This is a genomic window from Kribbella sp. NPDC050124 (assembly GCF_044460355.1).
GTDB lineage: Bacteria > Actinomycetota > Actinomycetes > Propionibacteriales > Kribbellaceae > Kribbella.
Genome location: NZ_JBITJU010000029.1, coordinates 44,719 through 66,558 on the forward strand (window position 1 = coordinate 44,719; position 21,840 = coordinate 66,558).

Sequence of the window (21,840 nt, forward strand, 5' to 3'; positions counted from 1 at the left end):
CCTAGCGGATCACTGGCCGGTTGATAGACGGCGCCTATCAGCTCATAGGCAGCATTGCTTTGACCCTGCGGGGCGGGCGACGGAATGTTGTATACATGACGAGTGAGGTCGTGGCCGCCGCCCCCGTCCCGGTTCCCGGGCGTGCCCAGCGAGTGCGCGAGATAGCCACCGAACTACATGGGCTCCGCGGGGCGCTGATCCCGATCCTGCACGCGATCCAGGAGGAGCTCGAGTACGTCGACCAGGGCGACGTCCCCGTCGTCGCCGACGTACTGAACATCGCCGTGGCCGAGGTCCACGGCGTCGTCACGTTCTACAAGGACTTCCGCCGTACGGCGGCCGGACGCACGACCGTGGCGATCTGCCAGGCGGAGGCGTGCCGGTCGGTCGGCGCGGTCGCGCTGGCCGAGCACGCGAAACGCAGTACCGGCTGCGGCTTCGGTGAGACGACGGCGGACGGCCGGCTGACCCTGGACGAGGTGTTCTGCTTCGGCAACTGCGCTCTCGGACCGGCGGTCCAGGTCGGCGGCAAGCTGCACGGACGGGTCACGCCGACCCGGCTCGACGCGATCCTCGGGGAGGCCCGATGACCAGGGTCTACGTCCCCAGGGACTCCGCCGCGCGGTCGGTCGGCGCCGACGAGGTCGCCGAGCGGATCACCGCGATCGGCGGCGTCGAGGTCGTCCGGACCGGTTCCCGCGGCATGCTCTGGCTGGAGCCGATGGTCGAGGTCGAGACCCCCGAGGGCCGCGTCGGCTACGGTCCGGTCGCACCCGAAGACGTGGACGGACTGGTCGCGGCCGGGATGCTCCGCGGCGAGGTCCGCGACATCGGCGTGTATCTCGGGCTGGTCGAAGAGCTCCCGTGGATGAAGCGGCAGCAGCGGCTCACGTTCGCGCGGGTCGGCGTGATCGATCCGCTCTCCGCGGCCGACTCCACGTCGTACGGCGGAAATGCGGGCCTGAGGCAAGCACTTTTGATGACTCCGGCCGAGGTGGTCGAGACCGTGGTCGACTCCGGTCTGCGCGGTCGCGGCGGCGCCGGCTTCCCGACCGGGATCAAGTGGCGGACCGTGCTCGGTGCTCAGTCGGATCTGAAGTTCGTGTGCTGCAACGCGGACGAAGGCGACTCCGGGACGTTCGCGGACCGGATGCTGATCGAGGGCGACCCGTTCACGCTGATCGAGGGGATGACGATCGCGGCGTACGCGGTCGGCGCGACCGAGGGCTACGTCTACCTGCGCTCGGAGTACCCGGACGCGGTCGCGACGCTGAAGGCCGCCATCGAGATCGCCCGCGCCGAGGGCTGGCTCGGTGCGAACATCCTCGGCTCAGACCTCACCTTCGACCTGCACGTCCGGGTCGGCGCCGGCGCGTACATCTGCGGTGAAGAGACCTCGATGCTCGAGAGCCTCGAAGGCAAGCGCGGGACGGTCCGGGCCAAGCCGCCGATCCCTGCGCTGGAAGGGCTTTTCGGCCGCCCGACCGTGGTGAACAACGTGTTGTCGCTGGCCACGGTCCCGACGATCCTGGCCCACGGCGCCGAGGCCTACGCGTCGTACGGAACCGGCCGCTCACTCGGCACCAGCGTCTTCCAGCTCGGCGGCAACGTCGCCCGCGGCGGCATCGTCGAGACCGCCTTCGGGATCACGCTCGGCGAGCTGGTGAACGACTTCGGCGGCGGGACGTCGTCGGGACGCCCGGTGCGGGCCGTCCAGGTGGGCGGCCCGCTCGGCGCGTACCTGCCGGTCGAGCAGTTCGACCTGCCGATGGACTACGAGGCGTTCGCGGCCGCCGGCGCGATGGTCGGGCACGGCGGGATCGTGGTGTTCGACGAGACCGTGGACATGGCCGCGATGGCCCGGTTCGCGTTCGAGTTCTGCGCCGCCGAGTCGTGCGGCAAGTGCACGCCCTGCCGGGTCGGCGCCGTCCGCGGCGTCGAGACGATCGACCGGATCGTCGCCGGTGACGACCGCAAGAAGAACCTCGTGCTGCTCGACGACCTGTGCGAGTTGATGACCGACGGCTCCCTCTGCGCGATGGGTGGGCTGACCCCCATGCCGGTGCGCAGCGCCGTCCGCCACTTCGGAAAGGACTTCGGTTCATGAACGAGCGAAGCGAGTTCAGCATCAAGTACAGCCCCCGTTGCGCCTCATCCGCGCCCGGAGCGAAGCGAGGACGTGGATGAGCTTGCTCAAGGAACCCGACTACGGCACTCCCGCGCGGCCTGGCGAGGCGACTGTCAGTCTGACCGTCGATGGCGTGAGCGTCGCCGTTCCACCCGGTACGTCGGTGATGCGCGCGGCGAAGGAAGCCGGTCTGGACATCCCCAAGCTGTGTGCGACCGACAGTCTCGAGGCGTTCGGTTCCTGCCGGTTGTGCGTCGTGGAGATCGATGGCGTACGCGGCACGCCGGCCTCCTGCACGACGCCAGTCGCCGACGGCATGGTGGTCCGGACCCAGAACGAGCGGCTCGGCAAACTCCGTCGCGGTGTGATGGAGCTGTACATCAGCGACCACCCACTCGACTGCCTGACCTGCTCCGCCAACGGCGACTGCGAATTGCAGGACATGTCCGGCGTCACTGGTCTTCGCGAAGTCCGGTACGGATCCGGCGTCGAGGCCGGCGCCAACCACTTGGACCTGCCGACCGACACCTCCAACCCGTACTTCGACTTCGAGGCGTCGAAGTGCATCGCGTGTTCACGGTGCGTCCGGGCGTGTGACGAAGTACAGGGCACTCTTGCGCTGACCATCGAAGGCCGTGGCTTCGACTCCAAGGTCGCCGCGGGTGCAGGCGTCTCGTTCTTCGAGTCGGACTGTGTGTCGTGCGGCGCGTGTGTGCAGGCGTGCCCGACCGCGACGTTGCAGGAGAAGTCGGTCGTCGAGCTCGGCATGCCGACGCGGTCGGTCGTCACGACCTGTGCGTACTGCGGTGTCGGCTGCTCGTTCAAGGCCGAGCTGCGCGGTGACGAGCTGGTGCGGATGGTGCCGTACAAGAACGGCGGCGCGAACGAGGGCCACTCGTGCGTGAAGGGCCGGTTCGCCTTCGGGTACGCCAGCCACCCGGATCGGGTGCTCGAGCCGATGGTGCGGGACACGACCGCGGACGAGTGGCGGAAGGTCTCCTGGGACGAGGCGATCAACTTCACCGCCCGGCGGCTGCGCGAGATCCAGGCCGAGCACGGCCAAGGGTCGATCGGTGCGATCACGTCGTCGCGGACGACCAACGAAGAGGTGTACGCCGTCCAGAAGATGGTGCGCGCGGTGTTCGGCAACAACAACGTTGACACCTGCGCGCGGGTCTGCCACTCACCGACCGGGTACGGCCTGAAGCAGACCTTCGGCGAGTCGGCCGGCACCCAGGACTTCAAGTCGGTCGAGGAAGCCGACGTGATCCTGGTGATCGGCGCCAACCCGACCGACGGGCACCCGGTGTTCGCGTCCCGGATGAAGAAGCGGCTCCGCCAGGGCGCCCAGCTGATCGTCGTCGACCCGCGCCGGATCGACCTGGTCCGCTCACCGCACATCGAGGCCGCCCACCATCTGCAGTTGGCGCCCGGCACCAACGTGGCGATCATCAACGCCTTCGCCCACGTTGTCGTCACCGAAGGCCTTGTCGATCGTCCTTTTGTTGACAATCGGTGTGAGGACTTCGAGACCTGGGAGTCATTCATCGCCCGGCCCGAGCACAGCCCGGAGGCGGTCGCCGACATCACCGGCGTACCTGCCGAGGAGATCCGCGCGGCGGCCAGGCTGTACGCGACCGGCGGCAACGCGGCGATCTACTACGGCCTCGGCGTCACCGAGCACAGCCAGGGCTCGACGATGGTGATGGGCATGGCGAACCTCGCGATGTCGACCGGCAACATCGGCCGGCGCGGCGTCGGCGTGAACCCGCTTCGTGGTCAGAACAACGTGCAGGGCTCGTGCGACATGGGCTCGTTCCCGCACGAGCTGCCGGGCTACCGGCACGTCTCCGACGACGGCGTCCGCGAGGTGTACGAGCAGCTCTGGGGCACGCCGCTGCTGAACGAGCCGGGTCTGCGGATCCCGAACATGTTCGACGCCGCGATCGACGGATCGTTCAAGGCGCTGTTCGTGCAGGGCGAGGACATCGCGCAGTCCGACCCCAACACCCAGCACGTGTTCGCCGCCCTCGGTGCGCTAGACCTGCTCGTCGTACAGGACCTGTTCGTCAACGAGACGGCCAAGTTCGCGCACGTGCTGCTGCCGGGTACGTCGTTCCTGGAGAAGGACGGCACGTTCACCAACGCCGAGCGCCGGATCAACCGGGTGCGGCCGATCATGGCGCCGAAGACCGGGAAGCAGGAGTGGGAGATCGTCTGTGAGATCGCCCAGCAGATGGGTTACCCGATGCACTACGATTCTGCGAGCCAGATCATGGACGAGATCGCGCTGACCACCCCGACGTTCATGGGGGTCTCGTTCGACAAGCTGGACACGATGGGCTCGATCCAGTGGCCGTGCAACCTCGAGCACCCGGACGGGACGCCGATCATGCACGAGGACGAGTTCACCCGGGGCAAGGGCAGGTTCATGGAGACCGTGTACGTGCCGACCAGCGAGCGGTCGACCCGGAAGTTCCCGCTGATCCTCACCACCGGGCGGATCCTGTCGCAGTACAACGTCGGCGCGCAGACCCGCCGTACGGCGAACGTCGCCTGGCATCCCGAGGACATCCTCGAACTGCATCCGCACGACGCCGAGGTCCGGGGCATCGAGGACGGCGACACGGTCGCGCTGTCGAGCCGGGTCGGCCGGACGACGCTGCGGGCGAGGCTGTCCGACCGAATGCCGGTCGGGGTCTGCTACACCACGTTCCACCACCCGGTGAGCGGGGCGAACGTCGTCACCACCGACAACTCCGACTGGGCGACGAACTGCCCCGAGTACAAAGTGACCGCCGTCCAGGTCGACCTGCTGACACAGCCGACGTCAACCACCGCCGCCGAGCGCGAGGCGGTCGGCGCGAGATGACGAGCACCCTCCCGCCGTACGTGCGGTTGGCGAACGAGATCGCGGTCCAGTTCGCCCACCGCCCGCCCGCCGACGCCGCCACCGCAATCGCCAACCACATGAAAGCCGCCTGGGACCCCCGCATGAAGCGAGCCCTGATAGCCCACGTCCAAGCCGGCGCCGAAAACCTGGACCCCGTAGCAGCCCTGGCCGCCCAACAACTGGCCACCCAGTGACCCAACCAGACGACGTCTCGCTTCGGGTGCGGCGGCATGCTGTAGCCGTGTTGTCGTGGGATGTGAGTCGGGAGTTGGCGCATTCGGCCGGGGTGCCGATGGCTGCTGTGGCGCGGGGGTTGGCTGAGGCTGAGGGGTGTGTGCTGGCTACTCCGTTGGTGGCGTCGGTTGCGGTGCCGCCGGTGGATCGGTCGGCTATGGATGGGTTTGCGGTGTGTGGGCCCGGACCGTGGCGCGTGGTGGGGCACGTGGGGGTCAGCTCCAGCCCGGCGGTGGACTTGAAGGCCGGGGAGGCCTGCAGCATCACGACAGGGGCTGCTGTGCCGACTGGAGCGTCCTCGGTCATCCGGGATGAGGATGCGATTCGGGTTGGTGAGTTGGTGCACGGCCCGGACGACACCGGCACGCACATCAGGCGGGCAGGCGAGGAGTGCCAGGCGGGCGAGATGCTGTTGCCGGCCGGCGTGATCGTCGACCCGGCAGTGCTCGGCGTCGCGGCCTCCGTAGGGCTCAACCGGCTGACGGTCATCCCGCAACCGCGCGTGGCATCCATCGTCACCGGCGACGAGCTAATACACCGCGGCGCCTCCGGCCCAGGCCGCGTGCGCGACGCCATCGGCCCAATGCTCCCCGGACTGATCACCCGCGCCGGCGCCCGACCCATCCCCGTCACCCACCTACCAGACGACCGTACGGCGCTCATCGACGCGCTCCGCTCGACCGACGCCGAGCTGATCCTCGTCTCCGGCTCCTCCGCATCCGGACCAGCGGATCACCTCCGACCAGCACTCTCCGCCCTGGGCGCCGAGCTGATCATCGACGGCGTCGCCTGCCGTCCCGGTCACCCACAAGCACTGGCCCGTCTCGCCGACGGCCGCCTCGTCGTAGGCCTGCCCGGCAACCCGTTCGCCGCCCTGACCGCCTTCCTCACCCTGGGCGTCGCCGCGATCCTCCGCATGCGCGGTCTCCCCCTCCCCGCGTTGCCGGTCGCACCCGTACCAGGCGGGCTGCCCTGCCACCCACGCAGTACCCGACTCGTCCCCGTCCGCGTCACCGCACAAGGCGCCGTACCAGTGGGCCACGGCGGTTCCGCCATGCTGCGCGGAGTCGCCGCAGCCGACGCACTCGCCGTGGTCGACCCCGGTCCAGCCGAGGCGATCGCCGCGAGGTTGCTGCCACTCGATCCGGGAGCGCGACCATGGGCCGTCTAATCGCACGTCGTCCGGTACTGCGTCTTGGCCCCGCCGGCGACCGCACTCGGCCGGACTCGATCGCCGTCGAGGAACCACTCGAACTCCGCGTCGACGGCAAGCCCCTCGCCGTCACCATGCGCACCCCCGGACACGACGTCGAGCTGGCACACGGATTCCTGCACACCGAGGGCGTGATCGGCAGCGTCGACGACATCCGCGACGCCCGGTACTGCGACTCGCGCGACGACGAGGGCCGCAACACGTACAACGTCCTCGACGTAGGCCTCGCACCCGGCGTCCCGCCACCGGTGACCGGAGTCGAGCGCAACTTCTACACGACCTCGTCCTGCGGCGTCTGCGGTAAGGCTTCGCTGGACGCCGTACGACTGAAGACGCGCCACTCGCCCGCCGACGACCAGGTGCGGGTGCCGTTCGACGTGCTCAAAGGTCTGCCCGATGCGCTCCGCGAACGGCAGCAGGTGTTCGACCGCACCGGCGGTCTGCATGCGGCCGGGCTGTTCACGGCCAGCGGCGAGCTACTCGTCGTACGCGAGGACGTCGGCCGCCACAACGCCGTCGACAAGGTGATCGGCTGGGCCGTCCTCGCCGGTCACATCCCGGCCCGCGCCTGCGTCCTGATCGTCTCCGGCCGTACGTCGTTCGAGCTCGCGCAGAAGGCGGTCATGGCCGGGATCCCGATCCTGGGCGCCGTCTCGGCCCCGTCCTCCCTCGCCGTCGACCTGGCCCAGGAGTCCGGCCTCACCCTGGCCGGCTTCATCCGCAACGGCACCATGAACCTCTACGCCCACCCCGACCGCATCACGGTGGACTAGGAGGCAGCGGAGTCCGTCGTGCTGGACGGCGCCACCCACAGGCAGTCGGCAGTGCCGGCGGCCAGACGCTGGCTGTAGACGTCCACCTTGTGCGTGATGACGTTCAGGCACTCGGTGAGCTCCTGGATCTGCGCAGTCACGTAGTCCTGGTGGCTGCGCAGCAGAGCGAGCCTGTCGTGCTCGTTGCCCGGCCCCTGGCGGACCAGGTCGGTGTATTTGCGGATGGTGTCCAACGGCATCCCGGACGACCGGAACTTGATGCACATGGCGAGCCACGCGACGTCGTCCTCGGTGTACACGCGCCGGCCGTTCGACTCCCGCCGTACCCGATCCGCGAGCAGGCCCTCGCGTTCGTAGAACCGGAGGGCGTGCACGCTCAGCCCGGTCCGTTCCGCAACCTGTCCGATGCTCAGTCCCGTGCTCATACGCGGCACCCTAACCCGGACCTAGACCACCCTCTAGCTGTTTTTGCAGCAGCGGTTTGAGCGCTGTGAGGGCCTGATGTACGTCGGCAGTCGTCGTGTAGATGTGGAACGACGCCCGCAGCTTCCCGTCCCGGACGGCGGCCCGGATCCCGGCCGCCTCGAACGCCTGCTGGGCGCCGGCGAGGTTGGTGCTGACGATGGCCGAGTCGGACGGCGGCAGGCCGAGCCCGGCGCGGAACTCGTTGGCCAGGTCGAGGTTGTGGCGGTGGATCGTCTCGACGCCGATCTGCTCGATCAGCTCGAGCGCGGGCGCCGCACCGACAAAGCTGAACCACGCAGGCGACTGGTCGAACTTCCGTGCGCCCGGAGCGAGATCCATCTGCGATCCGTAGTACGAGCCCTGCACGGTGCGACCGGCATACCATCCGGCGGCCGACGGGCGGCACCGCTCCTGGAGGCGTGGCGAGAGGTAACCGAGCGTGGCGCCGCGGGGCGACATCAGCCACTTGTACGTGTGCGCGACGAGCGCGTCGATGCCGTCCACGGTCAGCGGCAACCAGCCGAGCGCCTGGCTCGCGTCGATGACCAGCAGCGCGCCGACTTCCTTGCTGGCAGCAACAACCGCGGCCAGGTCGAGGACGGCGCCGGTCGACGACTGCACCGCGCTGACCGCGACCAGGTCGATCCCGGGCCGGATCGCTGCCACCAGTTGGTCACCCGGTACGGCGACCAGCTCGACGCCCCGGTCTTCGTGCACCTTCCACGGAAAGACGTTGGACGTGAACTCGACGTCGTCCGTCAGCACCTTCGCCCCGTCCGGCAACGCGGCTGCGATCGGTACCAGCGCAGCAGAGACAGTGCTGCCGACGAACACATCGGCCGGATCCGCCCCGACCAGCCGGGCGAACGACTCCCGGGACCGGGTGGTCGACTCGTCCCACGGCTCCCAACTCGTCGCGCCGACCCGCCAGTCCGCCAGCACGCCCTGCAGCGCCTCCCACGCGACCCGCGGCGGCAGACCGTACGACGCCGTGTTCAGCCAACCGGGCTCCGGATCCCACAACTCTGCGAAGTCCACGTCCCCCACAGTACGGGCGGCTTGACCTAGACAGCGCTCTAGCTTCTAGCGTTCGGGACAGCAGATCCGGGAGCTAGGAGCAGAGTAGATGCGTTATCGCACGCTGGGTGGGACCGGGATCGAGGTCAGTGCGCACTGCCTCGGGACGATGATGTTCGGTGCGGTCGGCAACCCCGACCACGCCGACTGTGTCCGCATCATCCACGCCGCCCTCGACCAGGGCATCAACTTCGTCGACACCGCGGACATGTACTCCCGCGGCGAGTCCGAGCAGATCGTCGGCAAGGCGCTGAAGGGCCGCCGCGACGAGGTCGTGCTGGCGACGAAGGTGCACTTCCCGCTCGAGGACGGGTCGCGGAACCGGAGTGGGAACTCGCGCCGGTGGATCGTCCAGGAGGTGGAGAACAGCCTGCGCCGGCTCGACACGGACTGGATCGACCTGTACCAGATCCACCGGCCGGACTACAGCACCGACATCGAGGAGACGCTCTGGGTGCTGACCGACCTGGTCAGCCAGGGGAAGATCCGCGCGTTCGGGTGCTCGACGTTCCCCGCCGAGGACATCGTGAACGCCTACCACGTCGCGGAACGGCGTGGGTACGGGAAGTTCCGGACCGAGCAACCGCCGTACTCGCTGATCGCGCGCGGCATCGAGCGGTCGCTGCTGCCGACTGCCAAGCGACTGGGGATGGGCGTGCTGACCTGGAGCCCGCTCGCGTCCGGATTCCTGTCCGGCAAGGTGCGCAAGGACCAGGCGGTCGACCTGACCACCGGGCGTGCCGCGCTGACGCCGTTCCGCTTCGACCCGTCGATCCCGGGCAACGCGGCGAAGTTCGACGCGGTCGAGCAGCTCATCGAGGTTGCCGAGGGCATCGGTTGCACGCTGCCCGAGTTGGCGCTGGCGTTCGTCACCACGCATCCCGCGGTGACGTCGGTGATCAGCGGCCCGCGCACGATGGAGCAGCTGGACGGTCTGCTGAAGGGCGCCGACCTGACCCTGGACGACGCCACCCTGGACCGGATCGACGAGATCGTGCCACCGGGCACCGACCTCTACCAGCCCGACGGCGCCTGGCGTCCCCCATCCCTCACCGACCCGGCCCTCCGCCGACGCCCGTCAAACGACCGCTGACGGGTTATGTCACCGCTGGCGTGCTGTAACACGTCAGCGGTGACATGGACCGCCACGGACCACTTGCCGGCCTGAAGCACTGATCAGGTCCGACAGCCGATCACGCTGTCCGCGGGCAGGCCGACGCGTACAGATGGTAGTTGGTTTGCGACAGAGCGTGTGTGGATCTTCGTCACCAGGTCCCGCAGGGTCGCACGCTCGGCGTCCGACAGCGGCTCGAGGGTGGTCCGCTCCACCTCGCGGATCACCTTCCCGGCGATCCCGAGTATGTTCCGCCCCTTTGCGGTGAGGCTGATCCGGTAGCGGCGCCGATCGGCGGGATCGCGCTCGCGTGACACCAGTCGCTTGCCGATCAGCTCGTCCATGAGCCGGACCATGTCAGCCGGATCCATCCCGAGCGCCGCAGCCAGCCCGTTCTGCGCCGCCGGACCGTGATCACCGAGCTCGGCGAGGGCGGCGTACTGCCACAGCGTCAGCCCTGGACGCTCGGCCAGCCGGTCCGCGATCGCGCGCCGGCTCGCCACCGCCACCTTGTGCAGCACGAAGGTGGTCGTCCCCGCGAGAGTCTCCATCGAGCTATTGTAGGTTCGAACCAATCGTTGGTGATTACCAACTAAGTGAGGAGCACTCCGATGGACGCGTTGTACCCGCGGATACTGGTCCGCGATTTCCCTGCTGCTGTTGAGTTCTACAGGACCGTGCTGGACGAGTTGTACGGCGTGCAGCCGGTCAAGGTGATCCCGGAGGCGGAGTACGCGAACTGGGATCTGGACGGGCAGACCGGGCTGGTGCTGTTCGGACGGGCGGTGATGGCGAACGTGATCGGGACCGCCGAGCTGGCACCGGAGGTAGCGCCGGAGGTGGCGCCCGGGGTGGCAGCTCCGGACTCGGCGATGTTGGTGTTCAAGGTCGACGAGGTGGAGGCCGCAGGCGAGGTCCTGGAGAAGCTGGGTGCGACCGTGCTGGCGCCCGCGCAGGACCGGCCACAGTGGGGTCCGAACCTGCGGACCGCTCACCTGCGGGCGCCCGACGGCACGTTGATCGAGCTCCAGTCGTATTGACTTTTCAAACGTTGATCATCGGGCACAGGGGTGGCAGAACACGCTGAAGAGATGTGAGGACGATGGGACTGCCACAGTCCATCCGCAACGCTGCGGAACCCTGGACGACAAAGGAACTGCATAAGTTGAAGGAACTGGCCGCCGACAACCTTCCACCCTCGGTGATCAGCCTCCGCCTCGGCCGGCCGGAGTCGACCATCCTGACCAAGGCCGTCCAGGCCGGGATCCAGCTCACCCCGCTGTACCGCCCGCCGTACGGCGCCTGATCCGCGCTCGGCCGCTCGGTGCATTACGGTGTGTGAGACCAGGACCGGGTGACGAGGGGGTGATGTCGTGGCGGTGACGATGCGGGACGTGGCGCGGCATGCCGGGGTGTCGCCGAAGACGGTGTCGAACGTGATGAACGGGTACCCGTACATCCGCGAGGAGACCCGGACCAGGGTGCTCGCCTCGATCAATGCCCTCGGCTACCAGATGAACATCTCGGCCCGGAACCTGAAGTCCGGCCGGACCGGCATCATCGCGCTCGCCGTCCCCGAGCTGAGCAACCCGTACTTCGCCGAACTGGCCGACGCCGCGATCGCGGCCGCCGGCGAGCACGGCCTGACCGTGATGATCGAGACGACCAACGCCGACCGCGAGCGCGAGCTGGAAGCGCTCGCCCGGCCCCGCGGCCACCTGGTCGACGGCCTGCTCTACAGCCCGCTCGGCCTCGGCCCCGAGGACGTCGACCAGCTCCGCACCCCGACCCCGATGGTGCTGCTCGGCGAGCGGATCTTCCACGGCCCGGTCGACCACGTGATGATCGACAACGTCGAGGGCACCAAGGCCGTCGTGCGGCACCTGCTCGACCAGGGCCGCCGCCGGATCGCGGTCATCGGCATCCGCCCCGGCGAGGGCGTGGGCACCGCGGCCATCCGGTACGGCGCCTACGCCGAGACGCTCGCCGAGTACGGCGTGTCCGCCCCGGAGCAGCTGGCCGTGTCGGGCGGGAAGTGGCACCGCTCGAGTGGATCGGACGCCATGGAGGAGCTGCTCGCGACCGGTCGGAAGTTCGATGCCGTCTTCGCCCTCAACGACACGCTGGCCCTCGGCGCCGTCCGGGCGCTGACGGCCCACGGCCTGCGGATCCCGGACGACGTCGCGGTCGCGGGCTTCGACAACATCGACGAGGCCAACTACAGCAGTCCGACCCTCACGACGGTCGACCCGAACCGCGTTCACATCGCCCGGAAGGCGGTCGAGCTGCTGGTGCGGCGGATGGCCGGCGACGACTCCGAGCACCAGGAGATCGTGGCGCCGTACGAGCTGCACGTGCGCGAGTCCACGGCCGGCTGACCGGTCACGCAAAGCCACCGTCCCTGAAGGGTTGACCACCCGCGGACCACCCGGGCATCATCTCTACACCGATGTAGTACACCGATGTAAAGCTGTGCTCCACCACCGCCAGGAGGAGACGAAGATGCCCCCATCCCCACCACCCCTCTCGCGCCGGGCAGTCCTTGGCGGACTGGTCGGCGCACTCGCGCTCAGCGGTTGCGGCACGCTCGGCGCCCGCCCCAAGGTCCGCCAGTGGAACCTGTTCGGCGGCGGCGACGGCGCCCGCTTGCTGCAGATCCACCAGCAGTACGTCGCCGAGCACCCGGACGTCCGGTTCGAGGCGCACACCCTGGCCTGGGGCCCGCCGTTCTACACCAAGCTCGCGATGTCCGCGGCCGGTGGCCGGGCGCCCGAGATCGCCACCCTGCACCTGTCCCGGTTGAAGGGGTTCAGCCCGAGCACGATGCTCGACCCGATCCCGGTCGACCTGCTGAACGCAGCCGGGATCCGCGAGCAGGACTTCCTCCCCGCGACCTGGAACCGCTGTGTGGTCGACGGGCAGCTGTACGCCGTACCGCTGGACCAGCACCCGTTCGTCCTCTACTACAACACCGACATCTGCAAGAAGGCCGGACTGCTCGGCCCGGACGGCAAGATCAAGCCGGTCAAGGGCGTCGACGCGTTCGTGGACATGATCAGGGCGGCCAAGGAGACCACCGGGAAGTACGGCGCCTCGATCGAGACCACCAACCCGTGGCGGATGTGGTGGACGCTGTACGGACAGCTCGAGGGCGAGTTCTTCAACGAGGACGGCACGGAGCTCGTCCTCGACGACGCGAAGGCGCTCGAAGCCCTGGAGCTGATGGCGAAACTCGCCGCCGACGGCCTGGTCCCGCGCTCGGCCAACTACCCGGCCCTGGTGGCCCAGTTCACCAGCGGCGACGTCGGCCTGAGTTTCAACGGGGAGTGGGAGGTGACGACGTACCAGACCGCGAAGATGCCGTTCAGCATGGCGCCGTTCCCGGTCGTGTACGACGTGCCGAAGTACGCCGGTGACGCGCACACGTTCGTGCTGCCACACCAGGCGAACCGGAGGGCGGAGGACACCAAGGCGACGGTGGAGTACATCGCCTGGATGCTCAAGCACAGCGCGGACTGGGCGGCCGGTGGGCACATCCCGGCGTACCAACCGGTGGCGGAGAGCGAGAAGTACCTGAACCTCAAGCCGCAGGCGGAGTACCGCAGTGTCGCGCCGGACGTGCTGTTCGACCCGGACGCGTGGTTCAGCGGCTCGGGCGCGCAGTTGCAGAACGAAGCCGGCGCCGCGTTCAGCGGGGTGTTCTCCGGCCAGGCGACGCCCAAGGCTGCGCTCGCACAGTTCAAGGCAGCGACTCAGACGCTGCTCGACACCCCGTCCCCGGTCTGACAGGAGGTCACCCCCATGGCTGTGCAGACACCACCTCGAGTCACCACCCCTGGTACGCCGCCCGCGACGGCGAAACCGGCGACCGGGCAGCCCTGGAAGGAACGCTGGGCGGGATTGTTCTTCGTCGCGCCGTTCCTGCTGCTGTTCGCGGTCTTCCTGATCTGGCCGACGATCTCCGGACTCTGGAACAGCTTCTTCAACACCAGCCTGGCCGGGGTCCAGCAGGAGTTCCTGGGCCTGCAGAACTGGCGGGAGATGTTCGGCGACCCGGCCGTCTGGTCGTCGCTGAAGAACACTCTCGTCTTCACCGCGATGAGCACTCCGCCGCTGGTGATCATCGCGCTCGTGATGGCCCTGCTCGCCAACCGCCGCGGCCTGCTCGGCTGGCTGCTGCGGTTCTCGTACTTCGCCCCGTTCGTGCTGCCGGCGACCGTCGTGACGCTGATCTGGGTCTGGATCTACCAGCCCGGGTTCGGCCTGGTGAACGGTCTGCTGACGGCCGGCGGGTTCGCCGAGATCGACTGGCTGAACACCGAGAACCGGGCCATGCTGGCCGTGGTGATCACGACCGTCTGGTGGACGGTCGGGTTCAACTTCCTGCTCTATCTCGCCGCCCTGCAAGGGATTCCGGCCCAGGTGTACGAGGCCGCCGACATCGACGGCGCGAACGGCCGGCAGAAGCTGTTCCGGATCACGTTGCCGCTGCTGAGCCGGACCACCGGCCTGATCGTCGTCCTGCAACTGGTGGCGTCGCTGAAGATCTTCGACCAGATCTACCTGATGACCAACGGCGGGCCGAACTACGCGACCCGGCCGATCATCCAGTACATCTACCAGAACGGCTTCACCAACTACCGGATCGGCTACGCGTCGGCGATCTCGTACATGTTCTTCGCGATCATCGTGGTCGTCGCGATCGCGCAGTTCAAGCTGTTCTCCGGCCGGAAGGAGGCCGGCGCATGAGGACGACGTGGACCTTCCCGAAGGTGGCGACCGTTGTCGGCGCGGTGCTGCTCGCGATCGTCTGGCTCGTGCCGTTGCTGTGGGCACTGGACACGTCGCTCAAGCCGGAGCCGGAGACCACGCGGTCACCGATCACCTGGTTGCCGCAGGACCCGACGACAGACGCGTACCGGAGTGTCGTCGACCAAGGCGACCTGCTCCGCTGGTTCATGAACAGCACCGTCGTGGCAGTCCTGGTGACGACACTGACGCTGCTCGTCTCGGTGCTGGCGGCGTACGGGTTCTCGCGGACGAGCTTCCCGGGCCGGCGGATCCTGTTCGGCCTGATCATCGCGGGCATCCTGGTCCCGCCGCAGGTGCTGATCGTGCCACTGTTCCAGGAGATGACCGGCCTCGGCCTGGTCGACACCTACTGGGGCATCGTGCTGCCGCAGGTGGTCGCGCCGGTGATGGTGTTCGTGCTGAAGAAGTTCTTCGACGGCATCTCCCGCGACTACGAGGACGCCGCTCGGGTGGACGGCGCGACCCGGTGGCGGATCGTCTGGAGCGTGATGGTGCCGATGTCGCGGCCGATCCTCGTGGCCGTCGGCATCTTCACCTTCATCGGCGCCTGGAACAACTTCCTCTGGCCGTTCATCGTGACCACCGACCCGTCGATGATGACGATCCCGGTCGGTCTCGCCAACGTGCAGGGCTCGTACGGCCTGCGCTACGCCCAGATCATGGCCTCGGCCGTGCTGGGCGGACTCCCGCTGCTCATCGTCTTCGCCCTGTTCCAGCGCCATGTCGTGCGCGGGGTCGGCGACGCGGGCATCAAGGGATAGATCACCATCCATCACGACAGGAGCAACCTGGTGCCCGCTGCCAACCTCACCCTCGACCCCGCGTTCACGATCGCGCCGGTGAACCGCCGTACCTTCGGCACGTTCGTCGAGCACATGGGCCGTTGTGTCTACACCGGTATCTACGAACCGGGTCACGCCACCGCCGACGAGGACGGGTTCCGCAAGGACGTCCTCGAGCTGACCCGGGAGCTCGGGGTGTCGGTGGTCCGCTACCCCGGCGGCAACTTCGTCTCCGGCTACCGCTGGGAGGACGGGGTCGGCCCGCGGGAGGGCCGTCCGCGCCGCCTCGACCTGGCCTGGCACAGCGTCGAGACGAACGAGTTCGGCCTGGACGAGTTCATCCGCTGGTGCGCCAAGGCCGGCGTCGAGCCGATGATGGCGATCAACCTCGGCACCCGCGGGGTGCAGGAGGCGCTCGACCTGCAGGAGTACGCGAACCACCCGGGCGGCACGGCGCTGTCCGACCTCCGCGAGCAGCACGGCGCGTCGCCGTACGGGATCAAGTTGTGGTGCCTGGGCAACGAGATGGACGGGCCCTGGCAGATCGGGCACAAGACGGCCGAGGAGTACGGCCGGGTCGCGGCCGAGACAGCGCGGGCGATGCGGATGATCGAGCCGGATCTGCAGCTGGTCGCCTGTGGTTCGTCCTCGTCGGCGATGCCGACCTTCGGGAGCTGGGAGCAGACCGTCCTGCGGGAGACGTACGACTTCGTCGAGTACATCTCCTGCCACGCGTACTACGGCAACGACGACGGTGACACCGCATCGTTCCTCGGCTCGGCGGTCAACATGGACCGCTTCATCGACGCGGTCACCGCGACCGCGGACGCCGTCGGCGCGGAGAAGAAGAGCCAGAAGAATATCGACATCTCCTTCGACGAGTGGAACGTCTGGTACGGCGATCGCTCCCGCCGGACCGACGGTCCCGGCGACCAGTGGGAGGTCGCGCCGCGGCGGATCGAGGACGAGTACAACGTCACCGACGCCGTTGTCGTCGGCAACCTGCTGATCTCGCTGCTGCGGCACAGCGACCGGGTCGGCGTCGCCTGCCTGGCCCAGCTGGCGAACGTGATCGCGCCGATCATGACCGAGCGCGGCGGCCCGGCCTGGCGGCAGCCGACGTTCCACCCGTTCGCAATCACCTCCCGGCTCGCGGCCGGCCAGGTGCTGCGGGTGGAGACCGACTCGCCGACGATCAGCACGGCCAAGTACGGCGACATCGCAGCGGTCGACGCGGTCGCGACGTACGACGACGAGGGCAAGCTGGCCGTGTTCCTGGTCAACCGGTCCACCGAGGGCCCGATCGAGGTGACCGTCGACGTCAGCCGCGCCGGTGTCGGCACCGTGGCCGAGGCGCTCATCGTGCACGACGACGACCTGCTCGCGACGAACTCCGCCGACCACCCGGACCGCGTCACCCCACAGCCGGCCGACGTACGGCTGGCCGACGGCAAACTCACCATCACCCTCCCGGCAGTGAGCTGGACCGCAGTCAGCCTCGCCGGCTGAACTGCGTGACGGTGACCCCCGGCGCGATCTCGATCCGCGCGGTCTCGTCGTACCCGCGAGACTTGTAGAGATTGACCGCCGGGGTGTTCGCCGTACCGGTCGAGACGATGCTGACCGGTCGCGGCTCGAGCTGATCGAGGTAATCCAGCAGCGCACGTCCGTGCCCGCGGCGGGCGTGCGCCGGGTCGACGATCAGGCGGGTGATGTCAACCGTGTCCTGGTCGGGGAACTCGTAGGCGACCGCGCCGACCAGGACGTCGCCGTCGTACCGGCCGAGCCAGTGCTCGGTGGACGACATCAGGCCGTCGAGATCCTCCTGGAGTGGCGGGATGCCGTCGAAGCCGATCAGCTCGGCCTCGACGGCGTACGCGGCGTGCTGGATCGCCAGCAGGCGTTCGGCCAGCGCCCGGTCGGTGAGGTCGAGAGGTCTGATCACGCGCGCCAGGCTATCGTCAGGCCGCCTTCCAGTAGCCGAGCGCTTTGACCCGGTGCTTCGGCACGGCGAGGTCCTTCAGGACGTACGACGTGAGCGCCCGCGTTGTCGCGGTGTCGCAGGCGATCCAGACGAAGGCGCCGGCACGATCGGTGATGAACTTCGGCAGCTCGGCCTTGACCCCCTCGACCAACTCCGCGCGCGACACGGTCCGGAGGTCGTGGTGGTCCTCGACCCGGAACGGCAGCTCGTGGTCGGCGTCGTGGGTGGTCTCGAACCAGATCGTCGCCGGCAGCTTCGGCGCGACCGCGAGCAGCGAGTTGATGGCTGGCAGCGACGCCGGGTCACCGATCACCAGCATCCGCTCCGGCAGCGGGTCCGGCACCTCGAACCCGCTCCCCTGCACGGTCGCCTCGATCGTGTCCCCCGGCTCCGCCTTGCGCGACCAGTCGCTCGCGCACCCGTCGTGCAGCGCGAACTCCAGGCTGAACGTGCCCTGGACGGGATCCGGGTCGACCAGCGTGTACGCGCGCTGATGGGGCTTGCCGGCGTTGTCGAACCACAGTCGCACCCACATGGTCGGGTGGACGCCGATCGCCTCGAGCAACCCGCCGTCGGTGAAGTGCACCCGGCGGTAGCGCTCCGTCACCTGTTCGCCGCCGGTCACGGTGAAGGTGAAGTCCTTTCCGCGGAACAGCTTGAGTACGACGCCTTCCCAGCCATGCCTCACTGGTGCCTCCACGCGAGAATGGCCGTTGCGGCCACAGGTTGCCGACTTGTAAGTTAGCGCAGCCTAACCTAACTGAAGCGAGGACTGTAGTGAACGCGAGGGTCTACCGCGACGCGTACGGCGTACCGCACCTGCAAGCAGGAGACCCGCTGGCGCTCGTCTACCTGCAGGGCCTCAACGCCGCCGAGGACCGCGCCTGGCAGCTGGAGCTCGAGCGTCGCCGCTTCCTCGGGACGAGTGCCGCGTTCCTCGGCCCGGAGGCCGCGCCGTGGGACGTGTTCGCGCGGCAGTCCCGGCTCGCCGACACCGCGCAGCGCTGCTTCGAGGGGCTCGACGACGAGACCCGCGAGTGGATCATGGCGTACACCGAGGGCGTCAACCACGCGCTGCCGGTCGGGGCGAAGCGTGCGCCTGAGTTCGCGCAGACCAGCCTGACCCTGCAGGAGTGGGAGCCCTGGGCGCCGCTCGGGATCTGGCTCGGCGTTCACATCCTGTTCGCCGGTTTCCCGACCAAGCTGTGGCGGACGCACGTCGCCCAGCACCTGGGCGACGAGAACCTCGAGCTGTTCTCCTCGGAGGGTCCCCGGACCGCGGGCAGCAACGGCTGGCTGATCCCCGGTTCGCTGACGGCCTCGGGCCAGGCGATCATCGCGGGCGACCCGCACCGTTTCATCGAGAGTCCAGGGATCTACCAGCAGCTCCGGTTGACCTGCCCGGAGTACGACGTCCTCGGCCTCGCCGTACCCGGGGTCCCGGGGATCGCCCACTTCGGTCACACCGGCAAGGTCGCCTGGGCGATCACCAACGCGATGTCGGACTACCAGGACCTGTACGCCGAGCAGCTCCGGCGGACCGGGTCGACGGTCGAGGCGCTCGGCCCGGACGGGTGGAAGCCGGCATCGTCGCACACCGAGGTGGTCGAGGTGGCCGGCGCGGATCCGATCGAGCTCGAGGTGATCGAGACCGAGCGCGGCCCGGTGATCATCGACACGCCGTCGCAGACCGTCAGCCTGCGGTACCCACCACGTGTCACCGGGCGTCTCGGCTTCGAGGTGCTACCGAAGTTGCTGCGGGCAACTAGCGTGGACGATCTGGATGCAGCGCTGGAGGGTTGGGTCGAGCCGGTCAACGTGGTGCTGGCCGCTGACACGTCGGGTGGTCTGCTACATCGCACTGCGGGCATGGTGCCGACGCGTGATCACGCGAACCGGCTGCGCGTCGTACCCGGGTGGGAGGCGGACCACCAGTGGCAGGGCTGGCACGACCCGATGCCGCGGGCAACCGTCGACGGGCCGGCCGTGATGGCGAACGCGCGTGAGCTGGCCGCGCCGCTGGGCGTGGAGTTCGCCGCGCCGCATCGCTCCCGGCGGATCGCGGAGCTGCTGTCCGCGCGATCGGGTTGGGCGGTGGAGGAGATGCCGTCGATCCACACCGACACCTATCTCGGCTCGGCGGCCAGTGTGCTGGATCTCCTGGCCGGCCTGGAAGATCTGTCGCCGGAGGCTGTTGCCTTGCGCACCGAGTTGCTCCGGTGGGACCGGCGGATGGATGCGGCGAGCACCACGGCGTCGTCGTACGCGGCGATCCGCAAGGCGCTCGTCTCCCGGCTGGCGGATCACTTCCCTGTTCTCGAGGGAGCGGACGGCCCGGAGGTCTTCGCGCCGTGGATGGACCCGCTCACGCATGTCTCCTATGCGCTGGAGAACCTGTTGGCCGCGGGTCTCGTTGAGGTGAACGTGAGCTGGTTGGCGCGGGAGGCGCTCGAAGAGGTCGCCGCACGCAAGCCCCGTCCGCCGTGGGGTGAGACTCACCAGGTGGCGCCGCTGCACATGTTGCGCGGACCGGTGTTCGGGGCGGACGAGGAGCCTATCGATCTCGGTGTGTCCGGCGATCACCATTGCGTGATGTCGACGTCGAGCCTGCCCGGACTGACCGACGTCTGCATCCGCGCTTCCGCTGCGCGCTACGCCTGGGACCTTGCGGACCGCTCCGCCAGTCGGTGGATCGTGCCGTTGGGCGCGTCCGGCGTACTCGGGGATCCGCACCACCACGACCAGCTTCCGCACTGGCTTCGCGGCGAGCTGGCACCGGTCGAGGGTGAGCTCACTCGGGTCGAGAAGGGCTTTACGCAGGAGGTCGAAGGGTTCGGTTCGCTGCGGGTCGTCGAGGCCGATCCCGACCGCGACCTCGATCTCATCCACGGTTGGGTGACGGCCGAGCGGGCGAACTACTGGGGGATGGGGCACCTGTCCCGCGAGGAGATCGAGGAGATCTACCGCTTCCTCGACTCGGTGCCGACACATCACGTGTACCTCGCCTATCTCGACGGGGCGCCGATCGCGCTGCTGCAGACGTACGACCCACAGGCCGATCCGGTCGGAGCGTCGTACGCCGGCCAGGCCGGCGACCTCGGCCTGCACTTCCTGATGGCGCCTGGCGATCCACGCCCGAACTTCACCGGCAACCTGCTGAAGGTCCTCGGCCAGTTCGTGTTCGGGCACCTCGGCCACCCCCGCGTGGTCGTCGACCCGGACGTCCGCAACGATCGCGCCATCGACCGTTTCCTCCGCACCGGCTTCGTCACCGGCCCCGAAGTCAAGATCACCTACCCCGACGGCACCACCAAAACCGCCCAGCTAGCCTTCCTCACCCGCGAACGCTTCCTTGGCGCCTAAGGACGCTGGGGCCCGTGCGAGCAGGCTGATCAGTTCTTCACGGCCAGGACGGCGGCGATCAGGCGTTGCCAGTCGGTCAGTTCGTCGGCGGGCTGCGGGTTGCGCCACTCGACGGCCGGGACGAGGCCGGGCTCCAGCACGGTGAAGCCGTCGCCGAAGAGCGCGAGGATCTGCTCGTCGGTCCGCCAGCGCCCGCGGCCGAGCGACCCCTGCAGCACCTGCTCGAGCTCCTGGCTGCGCGGGTCGTTCTCACTGCGGAAGTGGCTGATGAAGACGTAGCTGCCGGACACGATCCGGTCGCTCCAGAACTTGACCAGCCCGGCCGGGTCCTCGTCGTCGTTCACGTGGTGCAGGGTCGCGCTGAACACGACCGCGACCGGCTTGGTGAAGTCGATCAGCCGCCGGGTGTCCGGGTGGTCGTAGATCGCCTTCGGCGTGCGCAGGTCGGACTGGATCACGGTGGTGTTCTCGTTCTCGGCCAGCAGCGCGCGGCCGTGCGCGAGCACGATCGGGTCGTTGTCGACGTACACGACCTTCGAGTCCGGTTCGTACCGCTGGGCGACCTGATGCACGTTGTCCGCGGTCGGCAGCCCGCTGCCGAGGTCGACGAACTGGCTGATCCGGCTACCCGACACGAGTTCGCGGATGGCCCGGATCAGCGCCGCGCGGTTGTCCAGCGCGATCTGCTGCGAGCCGGGCAGGTCGTTGATGAACCTGTCCCCGAAGGCGCGGTCGACGGCGAAGTTGTCCTTGCCGCCGAGCAGGTAGTCGTAAGTCCGCGCGATACTCGGCTTGTTCATGTCGAACCCGGGGTACGGCGGCTTGTCTGCGTCGGCCATCGCGTCGGTCCTTCCGATCCTGTGCTGACCTCCATCACTCTAGGCGATACAGGCACTACACCGTCCGGGACCCCGGCTTGTCAGGTTTCATGCGACCAGCCCGGCCTTGGACTCGGTGGCGAGCAGCAACCGGTGCGGGCATGCCGCAGCGGCCGTCGGGTTC

At 68.6% G+C, this 21,840-nt stretch carries 21 protein-coding genes; 15 read left to right on the forward strand and 6 right to left on the reverse strand.

Annotated elements, in window-relative coordinates; genetic code table 11:
- The first annotated feature begins 95 nt into the window (after positions 1–95).
- The 6 genes from ACIBL3_RS40795 (at position 96) to fdhD (ending at position 7,241) form a co-directional block, all read left to right on the forward strand.
- Entirely contained in the window at positions 96–590 is a 495-nt protein-coding gene (locus ACIBL3_RS40795) for an NAD(P)H-dependent oxidoreductase subunit E (RefSeq protein WP_396359352.1), read from the forward strand.
- On the forward strand, positions 587–2,107 hold the full coding sequence (locus ACIBL3_RS40800; protein WP_396359353.1) for a formate dehydrogenase beta subunit: 1,521 nt from the start codon (positions 587–589) through the stop codon (positions 2,105–2,107). The genes ACIBL3_RS40795 and ACIBL3_RS40800 overlap by 4 nt, the downstream gene beginning before the upstream one ends.
- Before the next feature lie 76 nt (positions 2,108–2,183).
- On the forward strand, positions 2,184–5,000 hold the full coding sequence (gene fdhF / locus ACIBL3_RS40805) for a formate dehydrogenase subunit alpha (RefSeq protein WP_396359354.1): 2,817 nt from the start codon (positions 2,184–2,186) through the stop codon (positions 4,998–5,000).
- Positions 4,997–5,215, forward strand: a complete 219-nt coding sequence (locus ACIBL3_RS40810; protein ID WP_396359355.1) for a formate dehydrogenase subunit delta — start codon at positions 4,997–4,999, stop codon at positions 5,213–5,215. The genes fdhF and ACIBL3_RS40810 overlap by 4 nt, the downstream gene beginning before the upstream one ends.
- Before the next feature lie 98 nt (positions 5,216–5,313).
- Positions 5,314–6,426 (forward strand): molybdopterin molybdotransferase MoeA, encoded by a 1,113-nt coding sequence (locus ACIBL3_RS40815; protein ID WP_396359356.1) that lies wholly within the window; start codon positions 5,314–5,316, stop codon positions 6,424–6,426.
- Complete coding sequence (gene fdhD / locus ACIBL3_RS40820) at positions 6,414–7,241, forward strand: formate dehydrogenase accessory sulfurtransferase FdhD (protein ID WP_396359357.1); 828 nt, start codon at positions 6,414–6,416, stop codon at positions 7,239–7,241. The genes ACIBL3_RS40815 and fdhD overlap by 13 nt, the downstream gene beginning before the upstream one ends.
- On the opposite strand, the gene ACIBL3_RS40825 is transcribed toward fdhD, so the two are convergent.
- Positions 7,238–7,666 (reverse strand): MerR family transcriptional regulator, encoded by a 429-nt coding sequence (locus ACIBL3_RS40825; protein ID WP_396359358.1) that lies wholly within the window; start codon positions 7,664–7,666, stop codon positions 7,238–7,240. The genes fdhD and ACIBL3_RS40825 overlap by 4 nt on opposite strands.
- A gap of 10 nt (positions 7,667–7,676) precedes the next feature.
- On the reverse strand, positions 7,677–8,744 hold the full coding sequence (locus ACIBL3_RS40830) for an aminotransferase class V-fold PLP-dependent enzyme (protein WP_396359359.1): 1,068 nt from the start codon (positions 8,742–8,744) through the stop codon (positions 7,677–7,679).
- Positions 8,745–8,832: 88 nt separating this feature from the next.
- Between ACIBL3_RS40830 and ACIBL3_RS40835 the strand changes: the two genes are divergently transcribed.
- On the forward strand, positions 8,833–9,876 hold the full coding sequence (locus tag ACIBL3_RS40835; RefSeq protein WP_396359360.1) for an aldo/keto reductase: 1,044 nt from the start codon (positions 8,833–8,835) through the stop codon (positions 9,874–9,876).
- Positions 9,877–9,959: 83 nt separating this feature from the next.
- On the opposite strand, the gene ACIBL3_RS40840 is transcribed toward ACIBL3_RS40835, so the two are convergent.
- Entirely contained in the window at positions 9,960–10,448 is a 489-nt protein-coding gene (locus tag ACIBL3_RS40840; protein ID WP_396359361.1) for a MarR family winged helix-turn-helix transcriptional regulator, read from the reverse strand.
- Between the two features lie 60 nt (positions 10,449–10,508).
- Here ACIBL3_RS40840 and ACIBL3_RS40845 point away from each other — a divergent pair, with 60 nt between their 5' ends.
- From ACIBL3_RS40845 to ACIBL3_RS40875, 7 genes are all read left to right on the forward strand, one after another.
- Positions 10,509–10,937: a VOC family protein gene (locus ACIBL3_RS40845; RefSeq protein WP_396359362.1), complete on the forward strand. Its 429-nt coding sequence runs from the start codon at positions 10,509–10,511 to the stop codon at positions 10,935–10,937.
- 125 nt (positions 10,938–11,062) lie between these two features.
- Positions 11,063–11,203: a hypothetical protein gene (locus ACIBL3_RS40850; protein ID WP_396359363.1), complete on the forward strand. Its 141-nt coding sequence runs from the start codon at positions 11,063–11,065 to the stop codon at positions 11,201–11,203.
- A gap of 67 nt (positions 11,204–11,270) precedes the next feature.
- Positions 11,271–12,275 (forward strand): LacI family DNA-binding transcriptional regulator, encoded by a 1,005-nt coding sequence (locus tag ACIBL3_RS40855; RefSeq protein ID WP_396359364.1) that lies wholly within the window; start codon positions 11,271–11,273, stop codon positions 12,273–12,275.
- A 124-nt stretch (positions 12,276–12,399) separates the two neighbouring features.
- The gene (locus tag ACIBL3_RS40860; protein ID WP_396359365.1) at positions 12,400–13,683 is read left to right on the forward strand and encodes an extracellular solute-binding protein; all 1,284 of its coding nucleotides are present in this window, start codon (positions 12,400–12,402) and stop codon (positions 13,681–13,683) included.
- Positions 13,684–13,698: 15 nt separating this feature from the next.
- A complete protein-coding gene (locus tag ACIBL3_RS40865) occupies positions 13,699–14,646 on the forward strand; it encodes a carbohydrate ABC transporter permease (RefSeq protein WP_396359366.1) in 948 nt (315 codons plus the stop codon).
- Positions 14,643–15,470, forward strand: coding sequence for a carbohydrate ABC transporter permease (locus ACIBL3_RS40870; RefSeq protein ID WP_396359367.1), 828 nt, complete (start codon positions 14,643–14,645; stop codon positions 15,468–15,470). The genes ACIBL3_RS40865 and ACIBL3_RS40870 overlap by 4 nt, the downstream gene beginning before the upstream one ends.
- 30 nt (positions 15,471–15,500) lie before the next feature.
- Positions 15,501–17,000 (forward strand): alpha-N-arabinofuranosidase, encoded by a 1,500-nt coding sequence (locus tag ACIBL3_RS40875; protein ID WP_396359368.1) that lies wholly within the window; start codon positions 15,501–15,503, stop codon positions 16,998–17,000.
- Here ACIBL3_RS40875 and ACIBL3_RS40880 read toward each other — a convergent pair.
- Together ACIBL3_RS40880 and ACIBL3_RS40885 are read right to left on the reverse strand one after the other, a co-directional pair.
- Entirely contained in the window at positions 16,984–17,436 is a 453-nt protein-coding gene (locus ACIBL3_RS40880; RefSeq protein WP_396359369.1) for a GNAT family N-acetyltransferase, read from the reverse strand. The genes ACIBL3_RS40875 and ACIBL3_RS40880 overlap by 17 nt on opposite strands.
- A gap of 16 nt (positions 17,437–17,452) precedes the next feature.
- A complete protein-coding gene (locus tag ACIBL3_RS40885) occupies positions 17,453–18,163 on the reverse strand; it encodes a siderophore-interacting protein (protein ID WP_396359370.1) in 711 nt (236 codons plus the stop codon).
- A gap of 89 nt (positions 18,164–18,252) precedes the next feature.
- Between ACIBL3_RS40885 and ACIBL3_RS40890 the strand changes: the two genes are divergently transcribed.
- Entirely contained in the window at positions 18,253–20,838 is a 2,586-nt protein-coding gene (locus ACIBL3_RS40890; protein WP_396359371.1) for a GNAT family N-acetyltransferase, read from the forward strand.
- A 29-nt stretch (positions 20,839–20,867) separates the two neighbouring features.
- Here ACIBL3_RS40890 and ACIBL3_RS40895 read toward each other — a convergent pair whose 3' ends face one another.
- Entirely contained in the window at positions 20,868–21,677 is an 810-nt protein-coding gene (locus ACIBL3_RS40895; RefSeq protein WP_396359372.1) for an SAM-dependent methyltransferase, read from the reverse strand.
- Positions 21,678–21,840: the final 163 nt, after the last annotated feature.

Coding starts and splice junctions, on each gene's coding strand:
- ACIBL3_RS40810 (WP_396359355.1), top strand. CDS start 4,997: ATGACGAGCACCCTCCCGCCGTACGTGCGGTTGGCGAACGAGATCGCG.
- ACIBL3_RS40865 (WP_396359366.1), top strand. CDS start 13,699: ATGGCTGTGCAGACACCACCTCGAGTCACCACCCCTGGTACGCCGCCC.
- ACIBL3_RS40795 (WP_396359352.1), top strand. CDS start 96: ATGACGAGTGAGGTCGTGGCCGCCGCCCCCGTCCCGGTTCCCGGGCGT.
- ACIBL3_RS40870 (WP_396359367.1), top strand. CDS start 14,643: ATGAGGACGACGTGGACCTTCCCGAAGGTGGCGACCGTTGTCGGCGCG.
- ACIBL3_RS40860 (WP_396359365.1), top strand. CDS start 12,400: ATGCCCCCATCCCCACCACCCCTCTCGCGCCGGGCAGTCCTTGGCGGA.
- ACIBL3_RS40835 (WP_396359360.1), top strand. CDS start 8,833: ATGCGTTATCGCACGCTGGGTGGGACCGGGATCGAGGTCAGTGCGCAC.
- ACIBL3_RS40840 (WP_396359361.1), bottom strand. CDS start 10,448: ATGGAGACTCTCGCGGGGACGACCACCTTCGTGCTGCACAAGGTGGCG.
- ACIBL3_RS40895 (WP_396359372.1), bottom strand. CDS start 21,677: ATGGCCGACGCAGACAAGCCGCCGTACCCCGGGTTCGACATGAACAAG.
- ACIBL3_RS40825 (WP_396359358.1), bottom strand. CDS start 7,666: ATGAGCACGGGACTGAGCATCGGACAGGTTGCGGAACGGACCGGGCTG.
- ACIBL3_RS40800 (WP_396359353.1), top strand. CDS start 587: ATGACCAGGGTCTACGTCCCCAGGGACTCCGCCGCGCGGTCGGTCGGC.
- fdhD (WP_396359357.1), top strand. CDS start 6,414: ATGGGCCGTCTAATCGCACGTCGTCCGGTACTGCGTCTTGGCCCCGCC.
- fdhF (WP_396359354.1), top strand. CDS start 2,184: ATGAGCTTGCTCAAGGAACCCGACTACGGCACTCCCGCGCGGCCTGGC.
- ACIBL3_RS40845 (WP_396359362.1), top strand. CDS start 10,509: ATGGACGCGTTGTACCCGCGGATACTGGTCCGCGATTTCCCTGCTGCT.
- ACIBL3_RS40815 (WP_396359356.1), top strand. CDS start 5,314: ATGGCTGCTGTGGCGCGGGGGTTGGCTGAGGCTGAGGGGTGTGTGCTG.